The organism is Bacillus sp. AY2-1, assembly GCF_008368965.1.
Classification (GTDB): Bacteria; Bacillota; Bacilli; order Bacillales; family Bacillaceae_G; genus Bacillus_A; species Bacillus_A thuringiensis_S.
On the sequence record NZ_QPEL01000017.1, the window covers coordinates 1 to 25,947 of the forward strand.

Genomic DNA, 25,947 nt, shown 5'->3' on the forward strand with positions numbered 1-25,947 from the left:
AAATTAATTGAAATGGACTTCCATGATTGGTTTTATGATTTCGGGATTATTGGCTTTGTATTACTAATGATTCCATTTATTTATTACGGGCTAAGAATTCTACTAGCATTTGCTAAGAGATTTAAGGACATATTTAATATAAAATATGGAATGATTTCAGCAAGCTTATTGTTAGCGTTAGGTATTGCTTATATTGCAGGACATATTTTAACAGCACCAGGAGTTGGGATTTACTTTGTAGTGGTGCTAGCTTATCTAATAGTAGACCTAGAAATTGAATGATAAAAATAAAAGCTAACTTTTGTTAGCTTTTATTTTTTAGTACAGTAAAATAAAAATAGCTGGAAACGTAGCAAGGATTTAAAGGAGGAAAAAACATGAGAATATTGCATATGAATGCAGGAGCAGAAGATGGGGGAGGGAAAACACATATTATTTCACTTCTCGATCAGTTTCCAACTGGTGAAGTAGAATTAGCAGTATTTGAAGATGGAATTGTTGCGAAGGAAGCAAGGGAATTAGGGATAAAAGTCCATGTGTTTTCACAAAAATCGCGCTATGATTTATCCATTTTAAAGAATATAAGTGAATTTATTAATAAAGAAAAATTTGATGTAGTTCATACGCATGGTCCTAGGGCTAATTTCTATGTTTCTTTAATGAAAAAGAGAATAAAGGCAAAATGGGTAACGACTATTCATAGTGATCCATTTCAAGACTTTACTAAACAGGGCTTAAAAGGTTGGATTTTTACGAAATTAAATTTGAAAGCCTTAAAAAATATAGACTTATTTTTCGTAGTAACAAATAGATTGAAAAAAAGCCTGGCAGCATTAGGGATTTCAAATGAAAAGATGCATGTTATTTATAATGGAATTGAATACGATAAGGAAAAAGCAGAAGGCTATAATAAAAAAGAAATGTTCAATATTGCTGAAGATGTATTTACGGCAATCCAAGTAGCGCGATTACATCCTGTCAAAGGACATGAAGTTTTATTCGATGCGTTACAACAAACAAAATTGGAGAAAATTAAAGTATTATTAGTTGGCGATGGCCCATTAGAAGAAAATCTAAAGTCATTAGCTACTGAAAAAGGGATTAACGATAAAGTAGAGTTTTTAGGACATCGTCAAGATGTAAAACAATTATTTGCGTCGTCACATGTAAATTTATTAACTTCTCATAGTGAAGGGTTCCCACTAGTTTTATTAGAAGCGGCAAATCAACGCGTACCATCAATTGTGACTAGGGCTGGAGAAATTGAACCATTAATCGTAGATGAAACTTACGGATGGATTGTGCCAACAGATGATGGAAAGGCATTAGCATTAGCTTTAGAAGAAGCGTATGATAAGTGGAAAACTGGAGAATTAGCAGCAATGGGTAAACATATTTATGAGCATGCTACTATGAATTTCTCACTTCAAAAACTATATGAAGATACAAAGGAAACATATAAGCAATTAATAGCGAAAAACTTGTAATGATAGAGAGGATAGTTAACTATGGCAGTACAAACAGTTGATATTCTAGGCGTTCCTTTTTCTACAATGACAATGGATGAAACGGTCCAATATTTAAAAGAACAACTAGAAGCGGAGCGAACTCATACGTTTCAGGTAGTAACAGCAAACCCTGAAATTGTTATGTGCGCAAAAAAGGATGAAAAGTTCTATCAAACATTATTGAATACAGATTTAATTACACCTGATGGTATTGGGGTTGTAAAGGCAAGCGGCATGCTTGGTACACCTTTAAAAGAACGTGTAGCAGGTTTTGATTTAATGTGTAATTTACTTGCGAAGTTATCAGAAGATAGTAAACCAGTATCTGTTTTCTTATTAGGTGCAAAGCCGCATGTTGTACAAGCTGCAGCAGATCATTTAACAAAGACATATTCAGCTGTATCCATCGCCGGTACACAAGATGGTTATTTCAAACAAGAAGACGAAGAGAATATTATTTCTCGCATTCAAGAAGCAAAACCAGATTTATTACTTGTTGCACTCGGTTTCCCGAGACAAGAGAACTTTATCCAAAACAATAAGCATCGTTTAGAAACGAAAATGGCTGTTGGAGTGGGTGGAAGTTTAGACGTATGGGCTGGAGAGGTAAAACGTGCACCAAAATGGATTCAAGCGATTCATTTAGAGTGGTTTTATAGATTATGCAGTAATCCAACACGCTGGCGTCGTCAGTTAGTATTAGCGGAATTTTTAAAAGAAGTAATGCGTTCGAAAAAGTAGCGAAATATCGCTACTTTTTTTTATTTATTCATTTTTAATGAAGTGAAACTTTAATCAGTGAGTCATCCCTACTGATTATTAGCCCTCACCAATCGGGATAGACGTTTTACTTTTTGGGAATGATGAAGGAGAATTTTTTACACAAAAGTATTTTACTTATACAATTCACACATGTAAAATGATGTGTAAAGACACCTGTGTGAGGAGGACTTCTAGTGGGCAAGGTAAAAGAAATTTCGAAGCGCAAACTACTTGGTATAGCTGGACTTGGATGGCTATTTGATGCAATGGATGTTGGAATGCTTTCATTTGTAATGGTAGCTTTGCAAAAGGATTGGGGATTAACGAGCCAGGAAATGGGCTGGATAGGCAGTATTAACTCAATCGGTATGGCAGTAGGAGCGCTTATTTTTGGGATACTATCAGATAGAATAGGCCGAAAATCAGTCTTTATTATTACATTATTATTATTTTCTATCGGTAGTGGTTTAACTGCATTAACAACGACACTCGCGATGTTTCTCGTTTTACGCTTTTTAATTGGTATGGGGCTTGGCGGAGAGCTTCCGGTTGCCTCTACACTAGTATCAGAGAGTGTTGAAGCGCATGAGCGTGGGAAAATTGTTGTGTTATTAGAAAGTTTTTGGGCAGGTGGATGGCTAATTGCAGCCCTTATCTCGTATTTTGTTATTCCTAAATATGGTTGGGAAATTGCGATGGTATTGAGTGCAGTTCCAGCACTATATGCTTTATATTTAAGATGGAATTTACCGGATTCCCCAAGGTTCCAAAAAGTTGAAAAAAGACCATCTGTTATTGAAAATATAAAATCAGTTTGGTCTGGGGAATATCGTAAAGCAACAATTATGCTATGGATTCTATGGTTTTGTGTTGTCTTTTCTTATTATGGAATGTTCCTTTGGTTACCGAGTGTAATGGTGCTAAAAGGATTTAGTTTAATAAAAAGTTTCCAATACGTACTTATTATGACATTAGCTCAACTTCCAGGATATTTCACCGCTGCTTGGTTTATTGAACGTCTCGGTCGTAAATTTGTGTTGGTTACGTATTTAATCGGGACAGCTTGCAGTGCCTATTTGTTTGGGGTTGCGGATTCATTAACAGTATTAATCGTGGCAGGTATGTTACTATCCTTCTTTAACTTAGGTGCTTGGGGAGCATTATACGCCTATACACCTGAACAGTATCCGACGGTTATTCGTGGTACTGGTGCAGGAATGGCAGCAGCATTTGGGCGTATTGGTGGTATTCTTGGCCCACTATTAGTGGGGTATTTAGTTGCCTCAGAAGCTTCACTATCACTAATATTTACGATTTTCTGCGGATCAATTTTAATTGGTGTATTCGCTGTAGTAATACTTGGACAGGAAACGAAGCAACGAGAATTAGTATAAAGTGAAATTTTAAACGTAGCCCTGACCGTTTATTACCCTACACTACTCCGCTCTTTCTAGGCAGTTAATGTAGGATAAAGGGGGAGAGGAAACCGAAGTGGTTTCCTTTTTTCTGTTTTTTTAGATAAATAATGGTATAGTAAGAAAAAGGGATTATTTCTTATAAAAGCGAATGTATACAGCAGGACATATGGACAAAGAATTAGGTGGTTGAAGAAATGAAAATTTTACTGATCATGGAAGAGGCAGAAGAGAGAAGAGAGTTAGCTGAAAATTTCACTGAAAATATGAGAAATGTAGAATGTTTTGAAGCAAAGACAGGAACAGAATCTTTATTTATGATGAAAAAACATATACCAGACTTTGTTTTTTTAAGTTCCAAATTACTAGATGGTACTGGTTTTGAATATGCAAGTTTATTACGAGAAATAAATTGCTATACAAAATTTATTTTTGTAGGTGAAAACATAGAGGAATCTATTACAGCTTTTCGTTTCCAAGCATTTTATTATTTATTACGACCATTTCGTGAAGAAGATTTACAATTTCTTTTATATAAAATAGGTAAAGAACAAGGTGAGAAAGCAAAGAGTTATTTGCGGAAACTACCGATAGAAAGTCAAGAGGGTATACGATATATTCTTCCAGAAGATATCGTATATGTAAGTAAAAATAAAGAAAATAAAACTGTTTCAATTTACACAACGAATAATCAGTATATTTCAACATATACACTTCAGGAATTAGAAAATAAGCTAAATGCATATGATTTTTTACGTGTGCATAAAAGCTATTTAATTAATATGTCATATGTAAAAGAACTGAAACCTTATTATAATGGCACGTATAATTTGTATTTAGATAGGTATGATGAGCAACCGATTCCAGTCAGTCGTAATTATGTAAAACGCCTTCGAAATAACATTGAATTATAGTAGGTAATGAGAGTATTTTAACATGATAAACTGAAAATCCTTCATGATAGGGAGGATTCAAGTTAAATATTCAGAAAATTTAGTACAATCTCCACTAAGAAATAGTATTGGGGGAATTGTATGTGAAGACATTGAAATCGATCTTACTTTGGGGCGTTATTACAGCAGTAGGAGCAGGGGCTTTTGGGGTAATAGCTTTATCACAAGGTGAAACCATTAATGCTGTATGGCTCTTAGTAGCTGCTGTATGTGTATATGCAGTTGCTTATCGCTTTTATAGTAGATTTATAGCGAGAAAGGTTTTTAATTTAGATGATAATCGTCAAACACCAGCCCATACATTAAACGATGGGAAAGACTATGTTCCAACAAATAAGTGGGTATTGTTTGGACATCACTTTGCAGCGATTGCTGGGGCGGGACCTTTAGTAGGACCGATTTTAGCAGCACAAATGGGATATTTACCAGGGACCATTTGGATTATTGTTGGGGTAGTTGTTGCGGGGGCTGTCCAAGATTTTGTCATTTTATTTGCTTCGATGAGACGTAATGGTAAATCGTTAGGAGAAATGATTAAGGATGAGATTGGGCCTGTTACAGGACTAATTGCAATGATAGGTATTTTAGGAATTATGATTATTTTATTAGCAGTATTAGCGTTAGTCGTAGTAAAGGCACTGATTGGAAGTCCTTGGGGAATGTTTACGATAGCAGCAACGATTCCCATCGCTATTTTAATGGGAGTTTACATGCGCTATATTAGGCCTGGTCGTGTTGGAGAAGGGTCAGTAATTGGTATTATCCTACTTATTTTATCTCTTATTGGAGGACAGTATGTAGCAGAAAATCCAACACTTGCAAGTATGTTCACATTTAGTGGCGAAACAATTGCTATTATGCTTATTGTATATGGATTTATTGCATCTGCATTACCAGTTTGGATGTTATTAGCACCACGTGATTATTTAAGTACATTTTTAAAAGTTGGAACAATTGTTGGATTGGCGATTGGTATTTTAATTGTAGCACCTGATTTACAAATGCCAGCAGTTTCGCAATTTATTGATGGAACAGGTCCTGTTTTCTCCGGTAATTTATTCCCGTTCTTATTTATTACGATTGCCTGTGGTGCAGTCTCTGGATTCCATGCTCTTGTTTCATCAGGTACGACGCCAAAAATGATTGAACAAGAGGGACATGCACAGCCAATTGGTTACGGAGCAATGTTAATGGAGTCGTTTGTAGCTGCGATGGCAATGATTGCAGCTTGTGTATTAACACCAGGAACTTATTTTGCGATTAATAGTCCGGCAGCACTTATTGGTACGGATGTATCGCAGGCAGCTCAAGTTATTTCTTCATGGGGATTTGCTATTACACCAAATGAACTAAAAGAACTTGCTGTAAATGTTGGAGAGCAAACAATTTTATCACGTACAGGTGGCGCACCAACGTTAGCGATAGGTATGGCATATATTTTCTCACAAGTAATAGGTGGAACGGCGATGATGGCATTCTGGTATCATTTTGCTATTCTCTTTGAAGCCCTATTTATTTTAACAACGATTGACGCAGGAACGCGTGTAGGACGATTTATGATTCAAGATATTTTAGGGCATGTATATAAGCCGTTTGCGAAAACAGATTCTACATTAGCGAATGTAATAGCTACAACGTTATGTGTATTAGGATGGGGTTATTTTTTGTACCAAGGGGTAGTAGATCCGCTTGGTGGAATTAATACATTATGGCCACTTTTCGGTATTGCAAATCAAATGTTAGCAGGTATTGCATTATTACTTGGAACGACAATTTTGTTCAAAATGGGGAAAAAGGCATATGTTTGGGTGACACTTATTCCAACTGTTGGATTGCTTATTGTAACGATGACGGCGGGTTATCAAAAGCTATTTCATGAAAACCCTAAAATAGGATTTCTATCTCATGCAAAGGTGTTCCAGGGAGCATTAGATGAGGGGAAAGTGTTAGCACCAGCTAAAAATGTTGCTCAAATGAAGCAAATTATTTTCAATGATTATATTGATGCAGCGCTTTGCGGGATTTTTATGATAGTTGTAATCGCTGTATTAATTTCTGCAATTCGAATTTGGATTCAAGTATTAAGAAATAAGCCGATGCTGCTAAAAGAGGCAGCATATATTTCTAGAGATGAAAGTGAGTCGAGGAACTATTATGCTTAAACGACTACGGAAAGTATGGGGGGAAAGAAAACGCTTTATTAGTTTGCTCGTTGGGGTACCAAGTTATGAAGTATATGTGGAGCATATGAAAAAGCATCATCCTGAAGAAGAGGTTGTATGTCAAAAGCAATTTTTTGCTGAGGCACAAGAAGCAAGATTTAATGCAAAGGGTGGAAAAATATCACGCTGTTGTTAATGAAGAAGGGCGAGTTTTCGCCCTTTTTATTTTTTTTGCTGTTTCACGTGGAACAGCAAAAAATAAACAAAAAACTTTGGGAATTATAGGGATTTCGTATACAATAAAGTGGGGAAGGGGATAGATGGAAAAGTAGGGAGATTATTTTATGTTAAGGGACTTATTTGTAAATACAACAATTATTCTTTCCTTTATTTTTGTTGGAGGTCAGCTTTTAAGAGATAGGCCGTTAAAAGAAGAGTTTTCTCTTTGGCAGAAATGTGTAGTAGGTATTCTTACTGGAATATTAGGTATATTACTAATGTATTTCGGTGTTCATGTTGGTACCATCCTATTGGATTTGCGCTACTTAGCTGTTATTTTAGCTGTTATAATTGGAGGCCCGATAGCGAGTACTATAGCTGTTAGTATGATTTTAGTAACTAGGTTATTATTTATGGATTATTCATTAGCTTCTCAAGTAGCTTTTTATACAATTATTGCGATAGGAGTAGGTAGTATCTTTATTTCGCGTCTAAATATCTCTCTAGGAGAAAAGTGGGCATGGTTACATACATATATTTTATCTATTCTAATCCCCTCACTATATATATGGTTAATTAAAGATATTAACATAGTAGGATTATATTTAATTTCTAGTATTATTACAGGCTACATAACATTCATAAGTGCAAATTACGTTTTACAATCCAATGAGTTATTCCAAACGATGAAGCAATACGCAACGGTAGACGCATTGACAGGTCTAGGAAACGTAAGACAGTTTGATTTAGAGATGAATCGTCATATTAGTAATAAGAACATGAAAAATGATTCGCTTTGTTTACTACTTATAGATATTGACCACTTTAAGTATGTAAATGATACGTACGGGCATCCTGCAGGGGACGAAGTGTTAAAACAAGTAGGATGTATTTTACGAGAAACTTCACAATTTCCAGATTTGGCTTTTCGAAAGGGTGGAGAGGAGTTTGCGCTTTTGATACCGAATAAGGGATTAGCTTACGGAATTCGTATGGGCGAGCAAATTCGTATAGCTGTTGAAAGTCACCCATTTCAATTGTTAGATGGAACAAAAATAAAAATTACGGTTTCGGTAGGGGTTTCAGAGTATGAAGGGTCATCAGAGCAATTTATTCAAGCGGCGGATGATGCGTTATACTACTCGAAACGAAATGGTAGAAATAAGGTCAGCTCTGCATCTTAAAGATAAGATGACCAGAAGACATAAAGCTTATAAAAAACACTCACAGAGGCAATGTATGAACCTTGTGAGTGTTTTTATTTATATATTAGACAAGTTCTTTTGATACAACGAATTTACGATATGCACCATGGTGAGTTGGACCTACGTATTCGTTAATTTTGAATGAGTAACGAATAGCAGCTGTGATGAATTCTTTAGCAGTTTTTACTGCTTCTTTCACAGGTTTTCCTTTTGCAAGTTCTGCTGTAATTGCAGCAGAATATGTACAACCTGCACCGTGTGTATTGGTTGTATCGATTTTTTCTGATTCTAGAAGATCGAATGTTTCTCCATCATATAGGACGTCGATTGCAGTTTCCGTACCAAGTTTGCTTCCACCTTTAATTAGTACGTATTTGGCACCTAAAGCGTGGATTTTCTTCGCTGCTTCTTTCATGTCCTCAAGAGAATTAATTTTCACACCGCTTAATTGGTAAGCTTCAAATAAGTTTGGTGTTACAACTAATGCCTTTGGCACAAGAACGTCACGTAAGCAATCGTTCGTTTCAGGATGTAATGCTTCATCTGCACCTTTACATACCATAACAGGGTCAACTACTACATTTTTGAAATTGTGCTTTTCGATTGTTTCTGCAACCATTTCAATAATTTCTACTGATCCAAGCATACCTGTTTTTAAAGCGTCTACGCCAACACCTTCAATTGTTGTTTCTAATTGTGGTTTTAATGTAGAAGCTGGGATTGGAAATACGTTATGTGCCCAACCGTTATGTGGATCCATCGTTACGATTGTTGTAAGAGATGTCATTCCGTATACGCCAAGTTCTTGGAATGTTTTTAAATCTGCTTGTATACCAGCACCGCCACTTGTGTCAGAACCAGCGATAGTAAGTGCTTTATTTAATGTCATTATGAAAGCCCCCTCAAGTGATATAATGAAAACTATGTTTTCACCATTATATCAATGTTACGAATAAGTACAAAGTGAAAAGTAGATGATTTATTTTAAGAGCTATTTAAAATCTTGTATGCAGGAGACTGATTATGTTTCGAGATAATCGTACAAATGAATTAGTTATATTAAAGGAAATTGCAGAAACATTAAATACATCAAATGATACATATCATGTATTGCAAGCAGTACTAGAAAAATTGCTCAGTGTAACAGGTTTAACGACAGGCTGGATTTTTCTTGCGGATGAAAATGGGAAGTATACGAAGGTGATCGATTACCAGTTACCAGAGGCACTTAAATATGAAAATAAACGCCCGATGTGTGAAGGTGAGTGTTGGTGTTTACGCGGCTTCGTAGATGGGAAATTAGAGAGAGCCGTTAATATTATTGAATGTAAAAGAATTAATAATGCAATTGAATATAATTGGGGAGATACAGAAGGAATTCTTCATCATGCTACGGTTCCTTTAAAGGCTGGAGGAGAGAAATTTGGTGTTTTAAATGTAGCTAGCCCAGGTAAAACACATTTTTCGGAAGAAGAATTAGTATTGCTCCAATCAGTTGCTTTCCAAATCGGGACGGCTTTAAAGCGAACAAAATTATATGAAAATGAAAAGCGAAGAGCACATTACTATGTGAAATTGGAGCGGTTTATTCAAGCTTTAAAAACGATTCATAAGTTTAATGTATTATCTGAAAAGGTGGTAAATCACGTAGGTGAAGTATTTCAGTGGAATCAAGTGGCGTTTTTTATTAGGGAAGAAATAGAGTTATCTTTGCGAGCTTCTTATGGGCAGGAAGAGTTACAAGAGGATGTAAAAGAAGCGGCAAAGAAGGCGTTAGAACAAGGTGAGCTAGCTCTATTAAAACGTGTAAATGGAGTTGTTATTGCTACGCCAATACATATTCAAAATCATATATTTGGTGTTTTATGTGTTAGTTTAAATAATGGAGAATTTGATGTTAATACAATAGATATAATTCAAGCGTTATCGAATCACGTTTCATTAATAATAGAGAATCTAAGATTAAACGAACAGCGCCGTGAACTCGTACGACTGGAAGAAAGAAACCGATTAGCAAGGGATTTACATGATTCTGTTTCGCAAAAATTATTTTCATTAACCTTTATGACAAAAGGGGCTGAGGCCGTTTTAAAAGGTCAAAATGAAAAGGTTGACCAATCTTTGCATGAGATGCGGGAACTAGCGCAAGGAGCTTTAAAGGAAATGAGAACATTAATTTGGCAGCTTCGTCCGGCAGGATTAGAAAAAGGTTTATTACCAGCTTTAAAGCAGTACGGTGAAAACTTGGGACTGAAAATTCGGGAACAAGTTACAGGTGTTCGTGATTTACCGCGTGTAGTAGAGGAAGCGTTATGGAGAATTGGACAAGAAGCTTTGAATAACGTAAGTAAACATGCGAATGTCAGAGAATCAACGATTTATTTCAAAGTGACAGAGAAGAATGTATCATTAGAAATAGTCGATCAAGGAAACGGCTTTGTAGAAAAGGATATAAAAGAGAAGAAATCACTCGGCATGACTACGATGCGTGAAAGAGTAGAATTAGTTGGTGGAACAATTAAAATTGTAAGTAGTAAGAAGCGAACGAGCGTAAAAGTAAATGTACCATTATGATGTGAAAATGAGGGAAGTTTGTGAAAATAAAAGTATTGTTAGTCGATGATCATACAGTCGTTTTAAAAGGATTAGCATTTTTCTTAAGTACACAGGAAGATTTAACGTTAGTTGGAGAAGCAAATAATGGGAAAGAAGCGTTAGTGAAAGTAGGGGAGACGAATCCAGATGTTGTATTAATGGATTTATATATGCCCGAAATGGATGGTGTCGAGGCGACGGCGTGCATCAAAAAAGAATATCCGAATGTGAAAGTAATTGTATTAACTAGCTTTTCTGATCAGGCGCATGTTTTACCAGCGTTAAGGGCGGGGGCAAGTGGGTATATTTTAAAAGATGTAGAACCGGATCAGCTTGTTGAAGCTATTCGAAGCGCATATAAAGGTAATATTCAATTACATCCGGATATAGCAAATACTCTTCTCTCTCAAACACTACCTGTGGAAGAAAAGGAAGAAGAACCTTCTATTCAAGTGGATGTGCTAACGGCGAGAGAAAATGAAGTGCTGCAGCTATTAGCGAAAGGGATGAGTAATAAAGAGATCGCTTCTGTTTTAGTTATTACAGAAAAAACAGTAAAAGCTCATGTAAGTAGTATTTTGAGTAAGTTGAATTTATCTGATCGCACGCAAGCGGCGTTATATGCAGTGAAAAATGGAATTGTATAAGACAAAAGTCGTAAGACCTAGTTCGCCTTTAGAAGGTGGACTTTTTTTATGGAAAAATACGTCTATGTGAGGACGAAAATGTATTGATATAAAGATAAAATATGTTTGTAAGCAACAAAACAACAATTACAAGGGATACCTTTTTTGAAAGCATATAACAACATAAGAGTGAGTACTAGGAGGAAGAAATAATGGCAACAGTTTTATTTGTTAAAGCAAACAACCGTCCAGCGGAACAAGCAGTTAGTGTAAAATTATATGAGGCATTTTTAGCGAACTATAAAGAAGCACACCCAAATGATACAGTAGTAGAACTTGATTTATATAAAGAAGAATTACCATATGTAGGTGTAGACATGATCAATGGTACATTTAAGGCAGGTAAAGGATTTGATTTAACAGAAGAAGAGGCAAAAGCAGTAGCAGTTGCTGATAAGTATTTAAATCAATTTCTAGAAGCTGATAAAATTGTTTTCGGCTTCCCATTATGGAACTTAACGATTCCAGCAGTGTTACACACATATATTGATTATTTAAACCGTGCTGGTAAAACGTTCAAATATACACCAGAAGGTCCAGTTGGTTTAATTGGAGATAAGAAGATTGCATTATTAAACGCGCGCGGCGGCGTATATTCAGAAGGTCCAGCAGCTGAGGTAGAAATGGCTGTTAAATATGTAGCAAGCATGATGGGCTTCTTCGGTGCAACAAACATGGAAACAGTAGTTATTGAAGGACATAACCAATTCCCAGATAAAGCAGAAGAAATCATTGCTGCAGGTCTTGAAGAAGCAGCTAAAGTAGCAAGTAAATTTTAATTTAAATTATAATCGTCACTCAAAGAAACAGCATTAACGTTTATGTTAATGCTGTTTCTTTATATTTTCAGCTCGTCAGCAAGCTTTTCTAATGTATTTCGATCTTGTATATAATATGTTCGGCCTTCTTTTTTTAAATAATTTTGTTGGCAAAATTGGTTTAATACATATAAAAGATGACGATAGCTGACATTTAAGTATTCTGCAGCCTCAGTATGCTTTTCTATATAACAATTATTTTGTTCTGTTAATAAAATAAAAGCAGCTAATCGATTTTCGAAAGGATAACTATAGTTTTTTGCGTAATTTTCAGTGCGAGTAATTGTCTTTTCTCCAATAAATTTGCATAAGTGCTGTAAAAACGTTGCATCTTGTAATAAAAGTTGCTGACAATCTTTAAGAGGAAGTGCTAAACAAACACAATCTTCTAGTACTTCAACGGACTTGGTGATATTTTCTACTCCTATTAATCCTAATTCCCCGATAAAAGATGGTGCTTGAATAAAATTAATTAATGAAACTTTCCCGTTTTTATGATTCATATATATTTTTGCTTTCCCAGAAATTAAGTAATAGAGATAAGGGAGGGCGTTTCCTTCGCTACATATCATCTCTTTCGTTTGAAAAGAATGCAGCTCTACATATGGCAAGACATGAAATGAAAATAGGGTATGGAATTGATGGATTCGCATGTATTGATAAATTTCTTCTTCATTTTTGCTGATTTTCATATTTTCACCCCTATTTATAGTATGAGATATCTCCTATTATCTTTACAAGAAGGAATGATACGATTTATGTAAATTTGTTTTTGTAGAAAAGAGAGTGTGATGAATTTATGAAAAAATATAAAACATTGCTATTTGATGTAGATGATACATTATTAGATTTCCAAAAGGCTGAAAAAGTAGCTTTACAGGTGCTTTTTGAAGAGAAGGGAATCCCTTTAACAGAGGAGATAGGGGCTCGTTATAAAAAAATAAATAAAGGTCTTTGGAATGCTTTTGAAAAAGGTGAACTATCACGTAATGAAGTTGTAAATAAACGATTCTCTATGTTGTTTAAAGAGTATGGAGAAGAAGTAGACGGTATATTATTCGAAAATAATTATCGTAGCTACTTAGAAGAAGGAAATCAACTCATGCAAGGTGCGTTTGAATTTATAAATCAAATTCAAGGGGAGTATGAGTTGTATATAGTGACAAATGGTGTTTCTAAGACGCAAGATAAACGTTTGCGTAATGCAGGGTTACATTCATTATTTAAAGATGTTTTTGTTTCGGAAGATACAGGTTTTCAAAAGCCGATGAAAGAGTATTTTGATTATGTTTTTGAACGGATTCCTAACTTTGCACCTGAAGAAGGGCTGATTATTGGGGATTCATTAAGTGCCGATATTAAAGGTGGATATGTAGCGGGAATTGATACTTGTTGGTTTAATCCAGAAAGGAAATTAAATGATAGTGGGATTATACCGACATATGAAGTGCATAATTTTGAAGAATTATACGCTCTATTAAAACAGTTTGTTTAATGAAAATAGATGATTGGGGTTTATTTTACATGAATCATTTTTTCTAAAGGTCTTTTTCGAGTTAGTATGGAATATATTTCTTTTGTTGCTTTATATGAAATTGTTAATATTTATTTTAGAACATTCAGAAAAACTGTTTGACATTAGGAAATTATTGCTATAAAATCAACGGTAATTGCATAGTCTTATCAAGAAAAGGTGGAGGGACAGGCCCGATGAAACCTTGGCAACAGCCGTATAACGGAATTGTGCCAAATCCTGCAGGTAGTAATCCTGAGAGATAAGAAAGAGCCTTTAGAGCGTGTTTTCAAACTGCTCCTTTCTTGTTTTCAGGAAAGGGGCAGTTTTTTATTTTGTATAAAAGAAAGGAGAATGAGAGATGGGAGAATCATGGGGAAAAGGAACGATTTGTGTGCAAGGTGGCTATACGCCAAAGAATGGTGAACCACGTGTTTTACCACTTTATCAAAGTACAACGTATAAATACGATACTTCGGATGATTTAGCAGCCCTATTTAACTTAGAGGCAGAAGGATATATTTATACGCGTATTGGAAACCCTACTCTAGCTGCATTTGAGCAGAAGTTATCAGATTTAGAAGGCGGGGTAGGAGCTGTTGCAACGGCTTCTGGGCAAGCGGCTATTATGCTCGCAGTTTTAAATATTTGTAGTAGTGGAGACCATTTACTTTGCTCTTCAACTGTTTACGGGGGAACGTTTAATTTATTTGGGGTGAGTTTACGTAAGCTTGGCATTGATGTTACGTTCTTTAATCCCAATTTAACGGCAGATGAAATTGCGGCACTTGCTAACGATAAGACGAAGCTCATTTATGCAGAATCATTAGGAAATCCAGCGATGAACGTTTTGAATTTTAAAGAATTTTCAGATGCAGCGAAAGAGTTAGAAGTGCCTTTTATCGTGGATAATACATTAGCAACTCCTTATTTATGCCAAGCATTTGAGCACGGAGCAAATATTATCGTTCATTCTACGACGAAATATATTGATGGTCATGCAAGCTCTTTAGGCGGCATTGTCATTGACGGAGGGAACTTCGATTGGACAAATGGGAAATATCCTGAACTTGTTGAACCGGATCCAAGTTATCACGGCGTAAGTTACGTTCAAAATTTTGGTGCAGCAGCTTATATTGTGAAGGCGCGTGTTCAATTATTAAGGGACTACGGAAACTGTATGAGCCCATTCAATGCGTATATTAGCAATATCGGCTTAGAAACGCTGCATTTAAGAATGGAGCGTCATAGTGAAAATGCTCTCGTAGTTGCTAAGTGGCTTGCTAACCATGAACGTATTGAATGGGTGAATTATCCTGGATTAGATAGCAATGAAAATTACTCGTTAGCACAAACGTATTTGAAAAAAGGTGCTAGTGGTGTTTTAACATTCGGCATTAAGGGCGGATTAGAAGCGGCGAAAGAATTTATCGCAAATGTAAAACTAGCAACTCTTGTAACGCATGTAGCGGATGCACGAACTTGCGTTATACATCCTGCTAGCACAACGCATAGACAATTAAGTGCTGAAGATCAGCGTCTAGCTGGCGTTACATCAGATTTAATTCGTTTATCTGTTGGCATAGAAGATGTTTCTGATATTATTGCAGATTTAGAAGCGGCGCTAGTCGGAGGCAAAGAACATGCCGATCATAATTGATAAAGATTTACCAGCTCGCAAAGTGTTGCAGAAGGAAAATATATTTGTAATGACGAAGGAGCGAGCAGAAACACAAGATATTCGGGCATTGAAAATTGCTATCTTAAATTTAATGCCTACAAAGCAAGAAACAGAAGCGCAATTACTTCGTTTAATTGGCAACACACCGTTGCAATTAGATGTTCATTTGCTTCATATGGAATCACATTTGTCTCGCAATGTAGCGCAGGACCATTTAATGAGCTTTTATAAAACATTTCGTGATATTGAAAATGAAAAATTTGACGGGCTCATTATAACAGGAGCACCAGTTGAAACTCTTTCTTTTGAAGAGGTAGATTATTGGGAAGAGCTTAAACGTATTATGGAGTATTCAAAAACGAATGTAACATCTACGCTCCATATTTGCTGGGGGGCACAGGCTGGCTTGTATTATCATTATGGTGTTCCAAAGTATCCTCTTAAGGAAAAAATGTTCGGTGTATTTGAACATGAAGTTTGCGAGCAACATGTGAAATTGTTACAAGGGTTTGATGAATTGTTTTTTGCTCCCCATTCTCGTCATACAGAAGTACGAGAGAGTGATATTAGAGAGGTGACAGACTTAACATTATTAGCAAATTCTGAGGAAGCGGGTGTTCACCTTGTCATTGGGCAAGAAGGAAGGCAAGTGTTTGCCCTTGGGCATAGTGAATATAGTTGTGATACGTTAAAGCAAGAATACGAACGAGATCGTGACAAGGGATTAAATATTGATGTGCCAAAAAACTATTTTAAACATAATAATCCAGATGAAAAGCCCCTTGTTAGGTGGAGGAGTCATGGGAATTTATTGTTTTCTAATTGGTTGAATTATTACGTGTATCAAGAAACCCCTTATATATTGTAAAGAAAGATTGTGTAACACGTGGCAACGTTTTCCTTGTAAAGATTAACCTTTATTTTTCCGAATGTTCTAAATACATTGTTTTTCAGATTTTTTATTCATATAATTTCATCTAAACACAATTTTTGAGGGGTGGACAGTACTATGAAAGAAATTCAAGTTGGGTTATTAGGTCTTGGGACAGTGGGTAGCGGTGTAGTTCGTATTATTACGGATCATCAAGAAAGACTCATACACCAAGTAGGTTGTCCAGTGAAGGTAACGAAAGTATTAGTGCAAAACATTGAGAAAGAGAGAGAAGTAGAGGTACCTTCTACTCTATTAACACAAGATGCAAATGAAATTTTAGATAATCCAAATATTGATGTTGTCATCGAAGTAATGGGTGGCATTGATGATGCAAAATTATATATTTTACAAGCTTTAAAAAGCGGAAAGCATGTTGTAACTGCAAATAAAGACTTAATGGCATTACATGGAGCTGAATTATTAGCGACAGCAAAAGATAATAAAACTGATCTCTTCTATGAAGCGAGTGTGGCAGGGGGAATTCCAATTCTACGCAGTATTGTAGAAGGACTCTCTTCAGATCTTATTACGAAAGTCATGGGAATTGTAAATGGAACGACAAATTTTATTTTGACGAAAATGTCAGACGAAGGGAGAGCATATAACGACGTGTTAAAAGAAGCCCAACAACTTGGATTTGCAGAAGCAGATCCAACATCAGATGTAGAAGGTTTAGATGCAGCAAGAAAAATGACGATTTTAGCTACTCTCGGTTTCTCTACAAATGTAGAGCTTGGAGATGTGAACGTAAAAGGAATTACCTCTATTACAGAGGAAGATATTGAATACAGTAAGAGCTTAGGTTATACAATTAAATTAATCGGTCTTGCAAAACGAGATGGTGAAAAATTGGAGGTTACGGTTGAACCAACTTTACTTCCAAATACACACCCTCTTGCGGCAGTACAAAATGAATATAACGCTGTGTATGTGTACGGTGAAGCAGTTGGGGAAACGATGTTTTATGGACCAGGGGCAGGAAGTTTACCGACAGCGACAGCTGTTGTTTCGGATTTAGTTGCTGTAATGCAAAATATTAGATTAGGGGTAACAGGAAATAGTGCTGTAGTCCCACAGTATCAAAAAGTATTAAAAGAGCCAGACGAAATAGTCGTGAAAAAGTTTTTAAGACTGCATGTAAAAGACGAAATTGGTGTATTTGCAAAAATTACTTCATTGTTCTCTGAGCGCGGAGTTAGCTTTGAGAAAATTATTCAAATGCCGCTTGAAGAGAAAGGAAAGGCTGAAATTGTAATTGTAACGCATCGTGCGTCTCTTGCTGATTATGATTATATTCTACATACGTTGCAAGGGTATGAAGAAATAGATTGTTTGAAAGCGAACTATCGAATTGAAGGGGATGCTAAGTAGTATCTCTTACCATAAAACAGAAAGAGCCTATTAAGCAGCTTGCTTAATAGGTTCTTTTCTATTTAAAATCTGTGTACCAACTTGAATAAATGCTTGGATAATCCAGCCTGTTGTAAAGGATAAGATGATGGTTCCAAAATAGATAGGTCCATCTAATAAAAAGCTTAAAGTTAAAAATAAAAAGGCTAATGAAATCTCTGTTCTTCTAAACGTCCATTTTTTCTTCTCAGCAACGGTTAAAACGAAAGCTTCTTGAGGCGCTGCGCAAAGGTTTGTAGAGACGTAAAGACCAATTCCAGCTCCAACGAATAGATTTCCGCAAATAAGTGTTATATATTTTGGAAGAGAGCGGATAGCGTCCATAATAGTTATAATGGAACCAATCCAATCAACAAAAAGAGAAATAAGAACCATCGTTACAATTGTACCGATTGTAATTTGTTTTTTATTCCAAAAGAGTACGATAAGTGTAAAGGCAAAGTTAATCATGAAAATCCAAAAACCAATACTTATCCCAAAATTTTGATATAGTGCAATAAAGAAGGAATCATAAGGGCTAAGTCCAAAGGAAGTAATTGTCGTCATCATATTAATACCGATGGCAAGAATGAGTAAACCGCCAATGAAAAATATATATTCTAATTTGAATCGAAGCATAGTTGTATATCCTTTCTAAATATATTTGCTAGGAAAGGATATATTGTGGAAAGCTTACCAGGTCAAGAGAGAATTTTTGTGAGAAGGGGAAAGTGAGATGACAAATATAAGAAAGATTGCTGAACTTGCTGGAGTATCTGTTTCAACTGTTTCACGTGTACTAAATAATCATCCGTACGTAAATGAACAGAAACGAAAAGAAATTTTAGCGATTATAGAAGAATTAAATTACACGCAAAACGTGAATGCAATTCATTTAGTGAAAGGAAAAACGAATGTAATTGGCGTTTTATTGCCACACGTAAATGATCAATATTATAGCGCTATTATTGAGGGGATATCAAAAGAAACGGCAAAGAATAATTATAATATGATGCTTTGCCAGACAAATTATAGCGAAGAAAGAGAACTAGAAATTTTAAATATGTTAAAAATGAAAAAGCTTGATGGGGTTATTATTTGTTCTCGGGCAAATAGTAAGGAGAAGCTTGAAGAATATACGAAATTCGGCCCGATTGTTATGTGTGAAGAAATAGATTCAAAATGCATTTCAAGTGTCCATATTGATTACTACAAAGTATTTTCACGTGGGATGAAAAGCTTAATAGATGCCGGTCATACAAATATTGGATATTGTATTGGAAGAAGTAATAGCGTTAATAGCCAAAGACGAAAGAGGGCGTATGAAGATTCGCTTCAACAGAGTATCGTAACACCGTTAGAGACCTGGAAATTTGAGGGGTGTTTTACAGTGGAAGATGGACGCAATGTAATTAGAGAATGGGCTCATATGTCAGTAAAACCGACGGCGTTCCTTGTATCTTGTAACCATATTGCAGCGGGGATGGTTACAGAAGCAAAAAAACAAGGAATTCGTATTCCAGAGGATATTACGATTATTGGGTGTGATGATCAAGAGGTGGCAGATATATTGGGTATAACGACGATTTCGCATTCTAGTAAAAACGTTGGATTGAAAGCGTTTGAATTATTATATGAAAAGATTAATGAAGAGAAATTAGATGTGAAGCATATAGAGTTATTACCAGAGTTAGTAGATAGAGAAACGACATAATTGAGAAGGTGTGAAAATCGCTTTTCAAAATTTCGTTTGGTATAATTATGGACAATCTATGAGGGCTAAAAGGGGTTTTGATATGAGATCAAAAGTAGTAAAAGTAATTCTACTCATTACAATTGCATCTTTCTGTTTATTTGCATATGGCTTTGTTTCAGGTGTAAATGATGTATTAAATCCGAAAGCTTCAAATTTAATTAAAAAGACCGATGTAGTGGCAAAAGAGAAAAAGAAAACGGGAACGTTACAAATCGTTAGTTTAGGTGATTCATTAACGCGTGGCGTTGGTGATAAAGAAGGAATTGGCTATGTTGGGCGAATGAAAGAGGATTTACAAAAAGATTATAAGCAAAAAATTGCATTAACAAATTTAGCAGTTAGTGGTGCAAAAATGCCCGATTTATTAAAACAAATTGAAAGTAATGGCGCTCAATATTCAATTAAGCAAGCAGATGTAATCGTGTTAACGATTGGTGGGAATGATTTGTTCCCAGGCTGGGAATCGCTTGGGAAGATAGATTTAGATACGTATCGTCCTGACACAGAAACGTTTCAAAATGAAGCAAAGAAAATTATAGAAGAAATTCGTAAATTAAATACAGATAGTACGATTTTTTGGCTTGGTTTATACAATCCTTTTGAAGATGTAGAAAATTTAAAAGGGTCTTCAAACATTGTTGTGGACTGGAATGCATCTTTAGAGAAGTTAGCGCTAAACGATAAAAATGTGTATATTACACCGACATTTGATTTATTCCAAAACCGCGGAAAAGATTTATTATACTCTGATCATTTTCATCCGAACGAAGTAGGTTATACGTATATGGCAGAACGTTTAGTTCAAAATGTTGTAAGTAAATTAAAACTAGAACAAGGAGGGGTAAAATGACGACGATACTTTCCGTACGAGACTTGAAGAAGGTAATTGGAAAGAAGACTCTTGTAGAGGACATTTCCTTTGATGTAAAGCAAGGAGAAGTGTTCGGGTTCTTAGGACCAAATGGTGCTGGAAAGACGACTACCATTCGAATGTTAGTCGGATTGATTACGGCGACAGAAGGTACGATTTCTATCGGTGGTTATTCGATTAAGGACAATTTCAGAGAGGCGATGCGTCAAATTGGGAGTATCGTTGAAAACCCAGAGTTGTATACATATTTAACAGGATGGGAAAATTTAAAGCAATTTGCTCGTATGTTAGGTGATATATCAGATGAACGTATTATTGAAATTGCTGAAATGGTTCATTTAGATGAAAGAATTCATGACAAGGTAAAAACGTACTCACTTGGTATGAAACAACGCCTTGGAATTGCGCAGGCGCTCCTTGGGAATCCAAAATTGCTCATATTAGATGAGCCAACGAATGGTTTAGATCCAGCAGGGATTAGAGAACTTAGGGAATTTATACATAAGCTTGTAAAAGAAGAAAATATGAGCGTGTTTATTTCAAGTCACTTGCTAAGTGAAGTGCAAATGATATGCGATCGCGTTGCTATTATTCATAAAGGAAAGATGATAACAGTTGCCAAGGTTGAAGAATTAATTAAAACAGCAAGTGATCGTGTAGAATGGATTGTTACACCAATTTCTAAGGCGAAAGATATGTTAGAAGCAGCCGAAGAAGTAAGAGAAGTGAGTGTAGAAGGCGAGCGATTATTATGCCGCATGGATATTGCATCTATAAGTAGTTGGAATAAACACTTGGTAGAAAATGAAATAGATGTACATAGTGTTAAGGAGCTTGTATTTACGCTAGAAGATTTATTTATTGAACTCACAAGGGGTGAGCAGCATGCGTGAATTTGCGAATCTAGTTTTAAATGAATCAGAAAAGATTTACCGTAAGAAACGTATTTTTGTTGTTATGCTTATTTTAGCAATCTTAATCCCGCTTTTTGTGTATGCGCAGTATCGCGAAATAGAAACGACACAAAAAAGACTCGGTACAACTGATTGGAAGGTTTCATTGCAACAGCAAATTGTTGATTCTCAGAACCGGTTGAATAATTCTAGATTGCCAGAAGAATGGCGTGATTGGTTAAAGGTAAGAGTTGAACAACAACAATATTATTTAGATCATGATATTAATCCGATGGCGCCAGGTGCACCGACTTTTGTCAGAGCATTTATTGAACAAGGAATTACATTGTTTATTCCGCTTCTCGTAATGATTGTCGCCATTGATATCGTTTCTGGAGAACGAAGTGATGGGACGATGAAGATGTTACTTACGCGGCCGATTCGGCGCTGGAAAATACTCCTTAGTAAATACGTGACGATGTTATTTTTCATTTCGCTCATACTGCTCCTTGTAGGTTTGTTTGCTTACATATTATCAGGGCTTGTATTTGGGTACTCGGGATGGAATTTACCTGTTTTAACAGGATTCGTCATTGATAAGGAAACGTTAAATACGAACTTTGTGCACCTTATTCCGCAGTGGCAATACATCCTAATGGCGTATGGACTAGCCTGGTTTGTTGCTATCGTTGTCGGAACTATATCATTTATGGTCTCTGTTTTAATTCGTAATACACCAGCTGGTATGGGCGTTATGCTAGCTGCATTAATTGCAGGCGGTATCTTAAGCTCATTCGCAACATCTTGGGAAGGCGCGAAATATATTTTTAGCGTGAATTTATCATTAACGGATTATTTATCAGGAAAATTACCTGCATTACAAGGCTTATCAATGGGATTTTCTTTGATGAATTTAACTGTTTGGGCAGTTGTTTCTCTTATTATTTCGTTCTTAGTATTTACAAAACAGGATATGTTGAATTAATTGGACAGGAAGTGAAAGCATGGAAAATGTTTTAAGAAATGATTGGGGACCATTACTGGCACCAGAATTTGAGAAAGAGTATTATCTTACTCTATCCAGTTTTTTGACAGAAGAATACAGCACGCATGTTGTTTATCCGAAGGTGGAAGATATTTTTAACGCTCTTCAGTATACAAGTTATGAAAATACAAAGGTTGTTATTTTAGGACAAGATCCGTATCATGGACCGAATCAAGCGCATGGTTTAAGCTTTTCTGTACAACCTGGTGTTAAAACACCACCATCATTGTTAAACATGTATAAAGAGCTTCGAGATGAATATGGTTATGAAATTCCGAATAACGGTTATTTAGTAAAATGGGCGGAGCAAGGAGTATTACTACTAAATACCGTATTAACAGTTCGTCAAAGTGAAGCAAATTCTCATAAGGGAAAAGGATGGGAGCACTTCACAGATCGTGTGATTCAACTGTTGAATGAACGTGAAAAGCCAGTTATTTTCATATTGTGGGGGCGCCATGCGCAGGCGAAGAAGAAGTTAATTACGAATCCGAATCATCATATTATCGAGTCTGTACATCCAAGTCCATTATCAGCAAGACGTGGTTTCTTTGGTAGTAAGCCATACTCTAAAGTAAATACGATTTTAGCTAATATGGGCGAAAGAGAAATTGATTGGGAAATTCCAAATTTATAAATAGAAAAGGTAGTTAACAGTCGTTAACTACCTTTTTATTATTATTGCTCGTTCTTTAATTTTGCATCTAGTACAAAAGTACCAAATGGGATAACTGATGAAACGAATGCTCCAAGTGCCCATAAAATTGATTTACGGTGTACGATTGTTACTTGAATTACTGCAAAGATGAATAGAATAAATAGAACACCATGAGCCATGCCTGTAATTTTAACAGCTGTTGCAAATCCTGCGAAATATTTCAATGGCATTGCTACAAATAATAGTAATAGGAAAGAAATACCCTCAACTAGTCCAATTGCTCTTAATCGTCCGATTGGTGTAGATAACATAAAGTAGCCTCCTTTAACGTATGCTTGTATATAGTAAATTTGTATTCTTTTTCAAAATAAAATAGTCTATTTTGTTTCATTATATACAAAAAGAAAGTTTACACTACGAGAATAGTGCAAAGTTCAAAATATAGTCACAAAAGCATGAGAATTTAAATAAAAACCTATTTGAAGTATTTGACTTCAAATAGGTTTTGTGAATGAAAATATTAAACAAGTACATCCGTTTTTAAAACAAATTTCTCTACAACTTTTGCAACACCATCGTTCATATTTGTATCTGTTACGTAATTTGCAATTTCTTTAATATCATCAGGTGCATTGCCCATTGCAACGCCAAGACCAGCAAATTCAATCATTGCTTGGTCGTTATAGCTATCGCCCATTGCGATAACTTCTTCACGCTTAATGCCAAGCTTTTGAATCAGTTTGTTTAAGCTCGTTCCTTTTGTAACACCGGCTTCAGTAAATTCTAAGAAGAATGGTTTCGAACGCATCACGCTTAATTGGCCTTCTAGTTGTTTTTGTAGTTTCTTTTCAACTTCAACAAGGCGTTCAGCTTCTTTATTCATTAATACTTTTACTACAGGCTCTTTAACTGCGGCTTTAAAGTCATCTACTACAACAATTGGCATACCAGTAATATCGCCCTCAATTTCAGTATAAGGATTATTTTCTTCCGTTACGATATCATCGCCCATATAAGTATGAATCCATACATCTTCAGTTTTACTAATTTCAAATAGGTTGTGAACGATTTCAGGAGATAGTGTACTACTAAAGATTTCTTCGTTTGTTTTACAGTTAATAATTTTTGCGCCATTAAAAGATAGAATGAAACTGCCGTATTCTTCTAAGCGAAGTTCTTTGGCTACATTGCGCATACCAAACGTTGGACGTCCAGAAGCAAGTACAACCTTTACCCCTTGCTCTTGTGCAGTCATTAACGCTTCTTTCGTACGAGGTGAAATAGTATGGTCATCACGTAATAAAGTATCATCTAAATCTAAAACAATCATTTTATAAGTCATATAGAAAATTCCTTTCTTTAATTGAAATCAAAATACATGTTCATGAAGATGTTGAGGAATAATAGTAAGACATCAAACCTCTTTGAAAAGAAGTAGATAAATCATTATGAGTGTGTTGCTCATAATATCGGTTAATAATCATTGGGGATGGATAAAACCCCAATGATTCAAGTTTGATTTTATCGTAACAACTCTAAAGGTAGAGTGCAATAATGGAAGTTTTCCAATTTACGATATTTGTTTTGCTGTGGAACGAGAAAATAGTATTTCTAGCAAAATGGCCATTACAGATCCAAGAACGAGACCGTTACTTAAAAACGATGCTAGAAATGGTGGAAGTGTGGAATATGCTCCTGCTGGAACAAACATAACTCCGACTCCTGTGAAGATTGAAAGACCGGCTACTTTAAATAATCGTTCTTTATCCTGGACAGTTTCGTATTCTCGAAAGGCAAGGCCAATCATGCTTGCGAATACAGGATAAATAGCGGCATAACCAACTGCAACAGGGATTGCTGCAAAGAATGAAGTGATCTTTGGAAATATACTAACGACAATAATAAAGCTTGACCCTAATATAAACGGGAGACGTTTATAAATATTAGTCGTTGCAATAAAACCTGCTGATCCAGAAATAGCGACAGGCCCAATAGCTGAAAATAGGCCGCCTAGCAATTGGTTGATTCCTGTTATAATGCCAGCTTGTTTAAAACGATCTGGTGCTGCATTCTTTTCATACTTAGAGACAATCCTTTGCACAACACGAATACTTGCTAACATATTTGTTAGAAGTAATAGTGTAACGAAAACGACCGTAATTGCCATGTTCCATTCAATACGAGGCATTCCGAAAACAAATAGAGACGGAAAACGGATTATATCTGTCACAGGCGTTACTGGATTTGATAACCCGAAGCATGCGAATAATATCCAGCCGCATACGATACTGAAAAGAACAGAATATTGTCCAATAATAGGTAGCTTCATGATGAAAAAGGATAGTAAAATAACAATGAGTGAAAGAATAAATACGTTAGGTTGTACTTCTGTATGTTTTCCATCAAGGCCAAACATTCCCTTTAAGAAGGAGCCACTAAGCTGCGCAACAAGAAGAAATAAATATGTTCCAATGACTGTCGGTGTAAAATAGCGAACGAGTTTATCAATAAGTCCAAAAGCGCTAAGAATAATACAAATAATACCGCTTAATAGGAAAGCATATTGAAGAACTTTAAGTGTCTCATTGTTTGATCCAAATAATACGACGCCTAAACTTGCGTAAAGGGAGAAAATTCCCCACCAAAGTCCAGCAGGACCTTCTTGAATAGGAAGTTTATGCCCAAATATAGCTTGCAAGAGACCAGCAAAGCCTAGAACAAATAATGTTCTTTGTACGAATGCGATAGCTTCAGCGCCATCAAGACCATAACTAGTTGCGACACTAATTGGTACAATAAGGCTTCCAGCTAAAATAAATAGTGCCCATTGTAAGGCGGAAAGAAATGTCTTCATTATATCAACCTCTTTCATAGATTCCGTATC

At 35.7% G+C, this 25,947-nt stretch carries 26 protein-coding genes and 1 riboswitch; of the genes, 20 read left to right on the forward strand and 6 right to left on the reverse strand.

Annotated elements, in window-relative coordinates; translation table 11 throughout:
- The 8 genes from DN403_RS03935 to DN403_RS03980 all read left to right on the forward strand — a co-directional run.
- On the forward strand, positions 1–282 hold a 282-nt coding region (locus DN403_RS03935; RefSeq protein ID WP_179958923.1), incomplete at its 5' end, for an O-antigen ligase family protein.
- Positions 283–377: 95 nt separating this feature from the next.
- Positions 378–1,487 carry a glycosyltransferase family 4 protein gene (locus DN403_RS03940; protein ID WP_016078221.1) on the forward strand — a complete coding sequence of 370 codons (1,110 nt, stop codon included), beginning with the start codon at positions 378–380 and terminating at the stop codon, positions 1,485–1,487.
- Positions 1,488–1,508: 21 nt separating this feature from the next.
- Positions 1,509–2,249: a WecB/TagA/CpsF family glycosyltransferase gene (locus tag DN403_RS03945; protein WP_000290751.1), complete on the forward strand. Its 741-nt coding sequence runs from the start codon at positions 1,509–1,511 to the stop codon at positions 2,247–2,249.
- Positions 2,250–2,464: 215 nt separating this feature from the next.
- On the forward strand, positions 2,465–3,664 hold the full coding sequence (locus DN403_RS03955; RefSeq protein ID WP_000521109.1) for an MFS transporter: 1,200 nt from the start codon (positions 2,465–2,467) through the stop codon (positions 3,662–3,664).
- A gap of 218 nt (positions 3,665–3,882) precedes the next feature.
- Positions 3,883–4,599: a LytR/AlgR family response regulator transcription factor gene (locus DN403_RS03960; RefSeq protein ID WP_000698256.1), complete on the forward strand. Its 717-nt coding sequence runs from the start codon at positions 3,883–3,885 to the stop codon at positions 4,597–4,599.
- A 122-nt stretch (positions 4,600–4,721) separates the two neighbouring features.
- Positions 4,722–6,800: a carbon starvation protein CstA gene (gene cstA, locus DN403_RS03965; protein WP_000854306.1), complete on the forward strand. Its 2,079-nt coding sequence runs from the start codon at positions 4,722–4,724 to the stop codon at positions 6,798–6,800.
- A complete protein-coding gene (locus DN403_RS03970) occupies positions 6,793–6,996 on the forward strand; it encodes a YbdD/YjiX family protein (protein WP_000919819.1) in 204 nt (67 codons plus the stop codon). Before cstA ends, DN403_RS03970 begins: the two co-directional genes overlap by 8 nt.
- A 148-nt stretch (positions 6,997–7,144) precedes the next feature.
- The gene (locus DN403_RS03980; protein WP_000942921.1) at positions 7,145–8,203 is read left to right on the forward strand and encodes a GGDEF domain-containing protein; all 1,059 of its coding nucleotides are present in this window, start codon (positions 7,145–7,147) and stop codon (positions 8,201–8,203) included.
- A gap of 85 nt (positions 8,204–8,288) precedes the next feature.
- Here DN403_RS03980 and pdxK read toward each other — a convergent pair whose 3' ends face one another.
- Complete coding sequence (gene pdxK / locus DN403_RS03985) at positions 8,289–9,113, reverse strand: pyridoxine/pyridoxal/pyridoxamine kinase (RefSeq protein WP_000174252.1); 825 nt, start codon at positions 9,111–9,113, stop codon at positions 8,289–8,291.
- Positions 9,114–9,247: 134 nt separating this feature from the next.
- Here pdxK and DN403_RS03990 point away from each other — a divergent pair, with 134 nt between their 5' ends.
- The 3 genes from DN403_RS03990 (at position 9,248) to DN403_RS04000 (ending at position 12,284) form a co-directional block, all read left to right on the forward strand.
- Positions 9,248–10,798 (forward strand): GAF domain-containing sensor histidine kinase, encoded by a 1,551-nt coding sequence (locus DN403_RS03990; RefSeq protein ID WP_000488150.1) that lies wholly within the window; start codon positions 9,248–9,250, stop codon positions 10,796–10,798.
- 20 nt (positions 10,799–10,818) lie between these two features.
- Entirely contained in the window at positions 10,819–11,466 is a 648-nt protein-coding gene (locus tag DN403_RS03995) for a response regulator (protein WP_000695816.1), read from the forward strand.
- Between the two features lie 191 nt (positions 11,467–11,657).
- Entirely contained in the window at positions 11,658–12,284 is a 627-nt protein-coding gene (locus tag DN403_RS04000) for an FMN-dependent NADH-azoreductase (protein ID WP_000246718.1), read from the forward strand.
- 59 nt (positions 12,285–12,343) lie between these two features.
- On the opposite strand, the gene DN403_RS04005 is transcribed toward DN403_RS04000, so the two are convergent.
- Positions 12,344–13,015 carry a transcriptional regulator YeiL gene (locus DN403_RS04005; protein WP_000703316.1) on the reverse strand — a complete coding sequence of 224 codons (672 nt, stop codon included), beginning with the start codon at positions 13,013–13,015 and terminating at the stop codon, positions 12,344–12,346.
- A gap of 107 nt (positions 13,016–13,122) precedes the next feature.
- On the opposite strand from DN403_RS04005, the gene DN403_RS04010 reads away from it, so the two are divergent.
- From DN403_RS04010 to DN403_RS04025, 4 genes are all read left to right on the forward strand, one after another.
- Positions 13,123–13,818: a YjjG family noncanonical pyrimidine nucleotidase gene (locus DN403_RS04010; protein ID WP_000760178.1), complete on the forward strand. Its 696-nt coding sequence runs from the start codon at positions 13,123–13,125 to the stop codon at positions 13,816–13,818.
- 182 nt (positions 13,819–14,000) lie between these two features.
- Positions 14,001–14,105, forward strand: a riboswitch (SAM riboswitch).
- Positions 14,106–14,197: 92 nt separating this feature from the next.
- On the forward strand, positions 14,198–15,496 hold the full coding sequence (locus tag DN403_RS04015; RefSeq protein ID WP_000504772.1) for a bifunctional O-acetylhomoserine aminocarboxypropyltransferase/cysteine synthase: 1,299 nt from the start codon (positions 14,198–14,200) through the stop codon (positions 15,494–15,496).
- Entirely contained in the window at positions 15,480–16,385 is a 906-nt protein-coding gene (gene metA, locus DN403_RS04020) for a homoserine O-acetyltransferase MetA (protein WP_001121544.1), read from the forward strand. Before DN403_RS04015 ends, metA begins: the two co-directional genes overlap by 17 nt.
- A 141-nt stretch (positions 16,386–16,526) precedes the next feature.
- Positions 16,527–17,822 carry a homoserine dehydrogenase gene (locus tag DN403_RS04025; protein ID WP_000659105.1) on the forward strand — a complete coding sequence of 432 codons (1,296 nt, stop codon included), beginning with the start codon at positions 16,527–16,529 and terminating at the stop codon, positions 17,820–17,822.
- Positions 17,823–17,852: 30 nt separating this feature from the next.
- Here DN403_RS04025 and DN403_RS04030 read toward each other — a convergent pair whose 3' ends face one another.
- Positions 17,853–18,479, reverse strand: a complete 627-nt coding sequence (locus tag DN403_RS04030) for a YczE/YyaS/YitT family protein (protein ID WP_000943409.1) — start codon at positions 18,477–18,479, stop codon at positions 17,853–17,855.
- A 97-nt stretch (positions 18,480–18,576) separates the two neighbouring features.
- Between DN403_RS04030 and DN403_RS04035 the strand changes: the two genes are divergently transcribed.
- From DN403_RS04035 to DN403_RS04055, 5 genes are read left to right on the forward strand one after another with little or no spacing between them, the layout of a single operon-like run.
- Complete coding sequence (locus DN403_RS04035) at positions 18,577–19,554, forward strand: LacI family DNA-binding transcriptional regulator (protein ID WP_000181960.1); 978 nt, start codon at positions 18,577–18,579, stop codon at positions 19,552–19,554.
- A 10-nt stretch (positions 19,555–19,564) separates the two neighbouring features.
- Positions 19,565–20,446: an SGNH/GDSL hydrolase family protein gene (locus tag DN403_RS04040; protein ID WP_149185310.1), complete on the forward strand. Its 882-nt coding sequence runs from the start codon at positions 19,565–19,567 to the stop codon at positions 20,444–20,446.
- Complete coding sequence (locus DN403_RS04045) at positions 20,443–21,360, forward strand: ABC transporter ATP-binding protein (protein ID WP_000207706.1); 918 nt, start codon at positions 20,443–20,445, stop codon at positions 21,358–21,360. The genes DN403_RS04040 and DN403_RS04045 overlap by 4 nt, the downstream gene beginning before the upstream one ends.
- Positions 21,353–22,345 (forward strand): ABC transporter permease subunit, encoded by a 993-nt coding sequence (locus DN403_RS04050; RefSeq protein WP_001206482.1) that lies wholly within the window; start codon positions 21,353–21,355, stop codon positions 22,343–22,345. Before DN403_RS04045 ends, DN403_RS04050 begins: the two co-directional genes overlap by 8 nt.
- Positions 22,346–22,364: 19 nt before the next feature.
- Positions 22,365–23,042 carry a uracil-DNA glycosylase gene (locus DN403_RS04055; protein WP_000432545.1) on the forward strand — a complete coding sequence of 226 codons (678 nt, stop codon included), beginning with the start codon at positions 22,365–22,367 and terminating at the stop codon, positions 23,040–23,042.
- A gap of 41 nt (positions 23,043–23,083) precedes the next feature.
- Here the strand turns inward: DN403_RS04055 and DN403_RS04060 are convergent, their stop codons facing one another.
- The 3 genes from DN403_RS04060 to DN403_RS04070 form a co-directional block, all read right to left on the reverse strand.
- Positions 23,084–23,374, reverse strand: a complete 291-nt coding sequence (locus DN403_RS04060; RefSeq protein WP_000953395.1) for a DUF3817 domain-containing protein — start codon at positions 23,372–23,374, stop codon at positions 23,084–23,086.
- Positions 23,375–23,583: 209 nt separating this feature from the next.
- On the reverse strand, positions 23,584–24,405 hold the full coding sequence (locus DN403_RS04065; RefSeq protein WP_000221382.1) for a Cof-type HAD-IIB family hydrolase: 822 nt from the start codon (positions 24,403–24,405) through the stop codon (positions 23,584–23,586).
- 228 nt (positions 24,406–24,633) lie between these two features.
- Positions 24,634–25,917: a purine/pyrimidine permease gene (locus tag DN403_RS04070; RefSeq protein ID WP_000847020.1), complete on the reverse strand. Its 1,284-nt coding sequence runs from the start codon at positions 25,915–25,917 to the stop codon at positions 24,634–24,636.
- Positions 25,918–25,947 lie beyond the last annotated feature (30 nt).

Excerpts from the sequence above, each read along its gene's own strand:
- DN403_RS04035 (WP_000181960.1), top strand. The coding sequence starts at position 18,577 with ATGACAAATATAAGAAAGATTGCTGAACTTGCTGGAGTATCTGTTTCA.
- DN403_RS04060 (WP_000953395.1), bottom strand. The coding sequence starts at position 23,374 with ATGTTATCTACACCAATCGGACGATTAAGAGCAATTGGACTAGTTGAG.
- DN403_RS04030 (WP_000943409.1), bottom strand. The coding sequence starts at position 18,479 with ATGCTTCGATTCAAATTAGAATATATATTTTTCATTGGCGGTTTACTC.
- DN403_RS03960 (WP_000698256.1), top strand. The coding sequence starts at position 3,883 with ATGAAAATTTTACTGATCATGGAAGAGGCAGAAGAGAGAAGAGAGTTA.
- DN403_RS03945 (WP_000290751.1), top strand. The coding sequence starts at position 1,509 with ATGGCAGTACAAACAGTTGATATTCTAGGCGTTCCTTTTTCTACAATG.
- DN403_RS04045 (WP_000207706.1), top strand. The coding sequence starts at position 20,443 with ATGACGACGATACTTTCCGTACGAGACTTGAAGAAGGTAATTGGAAAG.
- DN403_RS03990 (WP_000488150.1), top strand. The coding sequence starts at position 9,248 with ATGTTTCGAGATAATCGTACAAATGAATTAGTTATATTAAAGGAAATT.
- DN403_RS04000 (WP_000246718.1), top strand. The coding sequence starts at position 11,658 with ATGGCAACAGTTTTATTTGTTAAAGCAAACAACCGTCCAGCGGAACAA.
- DN403_RS03980 (WP_000942921.1), top strand. The coding sequence starts at position 7,145 with ATGTTAAGGGACTTATTTGTAAATACAACAATTATTCTTTCCTTTATT.
- DN403_RS04005 (WP_000703316.1), bottom strand. The coding sequence starts at position 13,015 with ATGAAAATCAGCAAAAATGAAGAAGAAATTTATCAATACATGCGAATC.
- DN403_RS04055 (WP_000432545.1), top strand. The coding sequence starts at position 22,365 with ATGGAAAATGTTTTAAGAAATGATTGGGGACCATTACTGGCACCAGAA.
- DN403_RS04025 (WP_000659105.1), top strand. The coding sequence starts at position 16,527 with ATGAAAGAAATTCAAGTTGGGTTATTAGGTCTTGGGACAGTGGGTAGC.
- DN403_RS04065 (WP_000221382.1), bottom strand. The coding sequence starts at position 24,405 with ATGACTTATAAAATGATTGTTTTAGATTTAGATGATACTTTATTACGT.
- DN403_RS04070 (WP_000847020.1), bottom strand. The coding sequence starts at position 25,917 with ATGAAGACATTTCTTTCCGCCTTACAATGGGCACTATTTATTTTAGCT.
- metA (WP_001121544.1), top strand. The coding sequence starts at position 15,480 with ATGCCGATCATAATTGATAAAGATTTACCAGCTCGCAAAGTGTTGCAG.
- DN403_RS03940 (WP_016078221.1), top strand. The coding sequence starts at position 378 with ATGAGAATATTGCATATGAATGCAGGAGCAGAAGATGGGGGAGGGAAA.
- DN403_RS04010 (WP_000760178.1), top strand. The coding sequence starts at position 13,123 with ATGAAAAAATATAAAACATTGCTATTTGATGTAGATGATACATTATTA.
- DN403_RS03970 (WP_000919819.1), top strand. The coding sequence starts at position 6,793 with ATGCTTAAACGACTACGGAAAGTATGGGGGGAAAGAAAACGCTTTATT.
- DN403_RS04050 (WP_001206482.1), top strand. The coding sequence starts at position 21,353 with ATGCGTGAATTTGCGAATCTAGTTTTAAATGAATCAGAAAAGATTTAC.
- pdxK (WP_000174252.1), bottom strand. The coding sequence starts at position 9,113 with ATGACATTAAATAAAGCACTTACTATCGCTGGTTCTGACACAAGTGGC.
- DN403_RS04015 (WP_000504772.1), top strand. The coding sequence starts at position 14,198 with ATGGGAGAATCATGGGGAAAAGGAACGATTTGTGTGCAAGGTGGCTAT.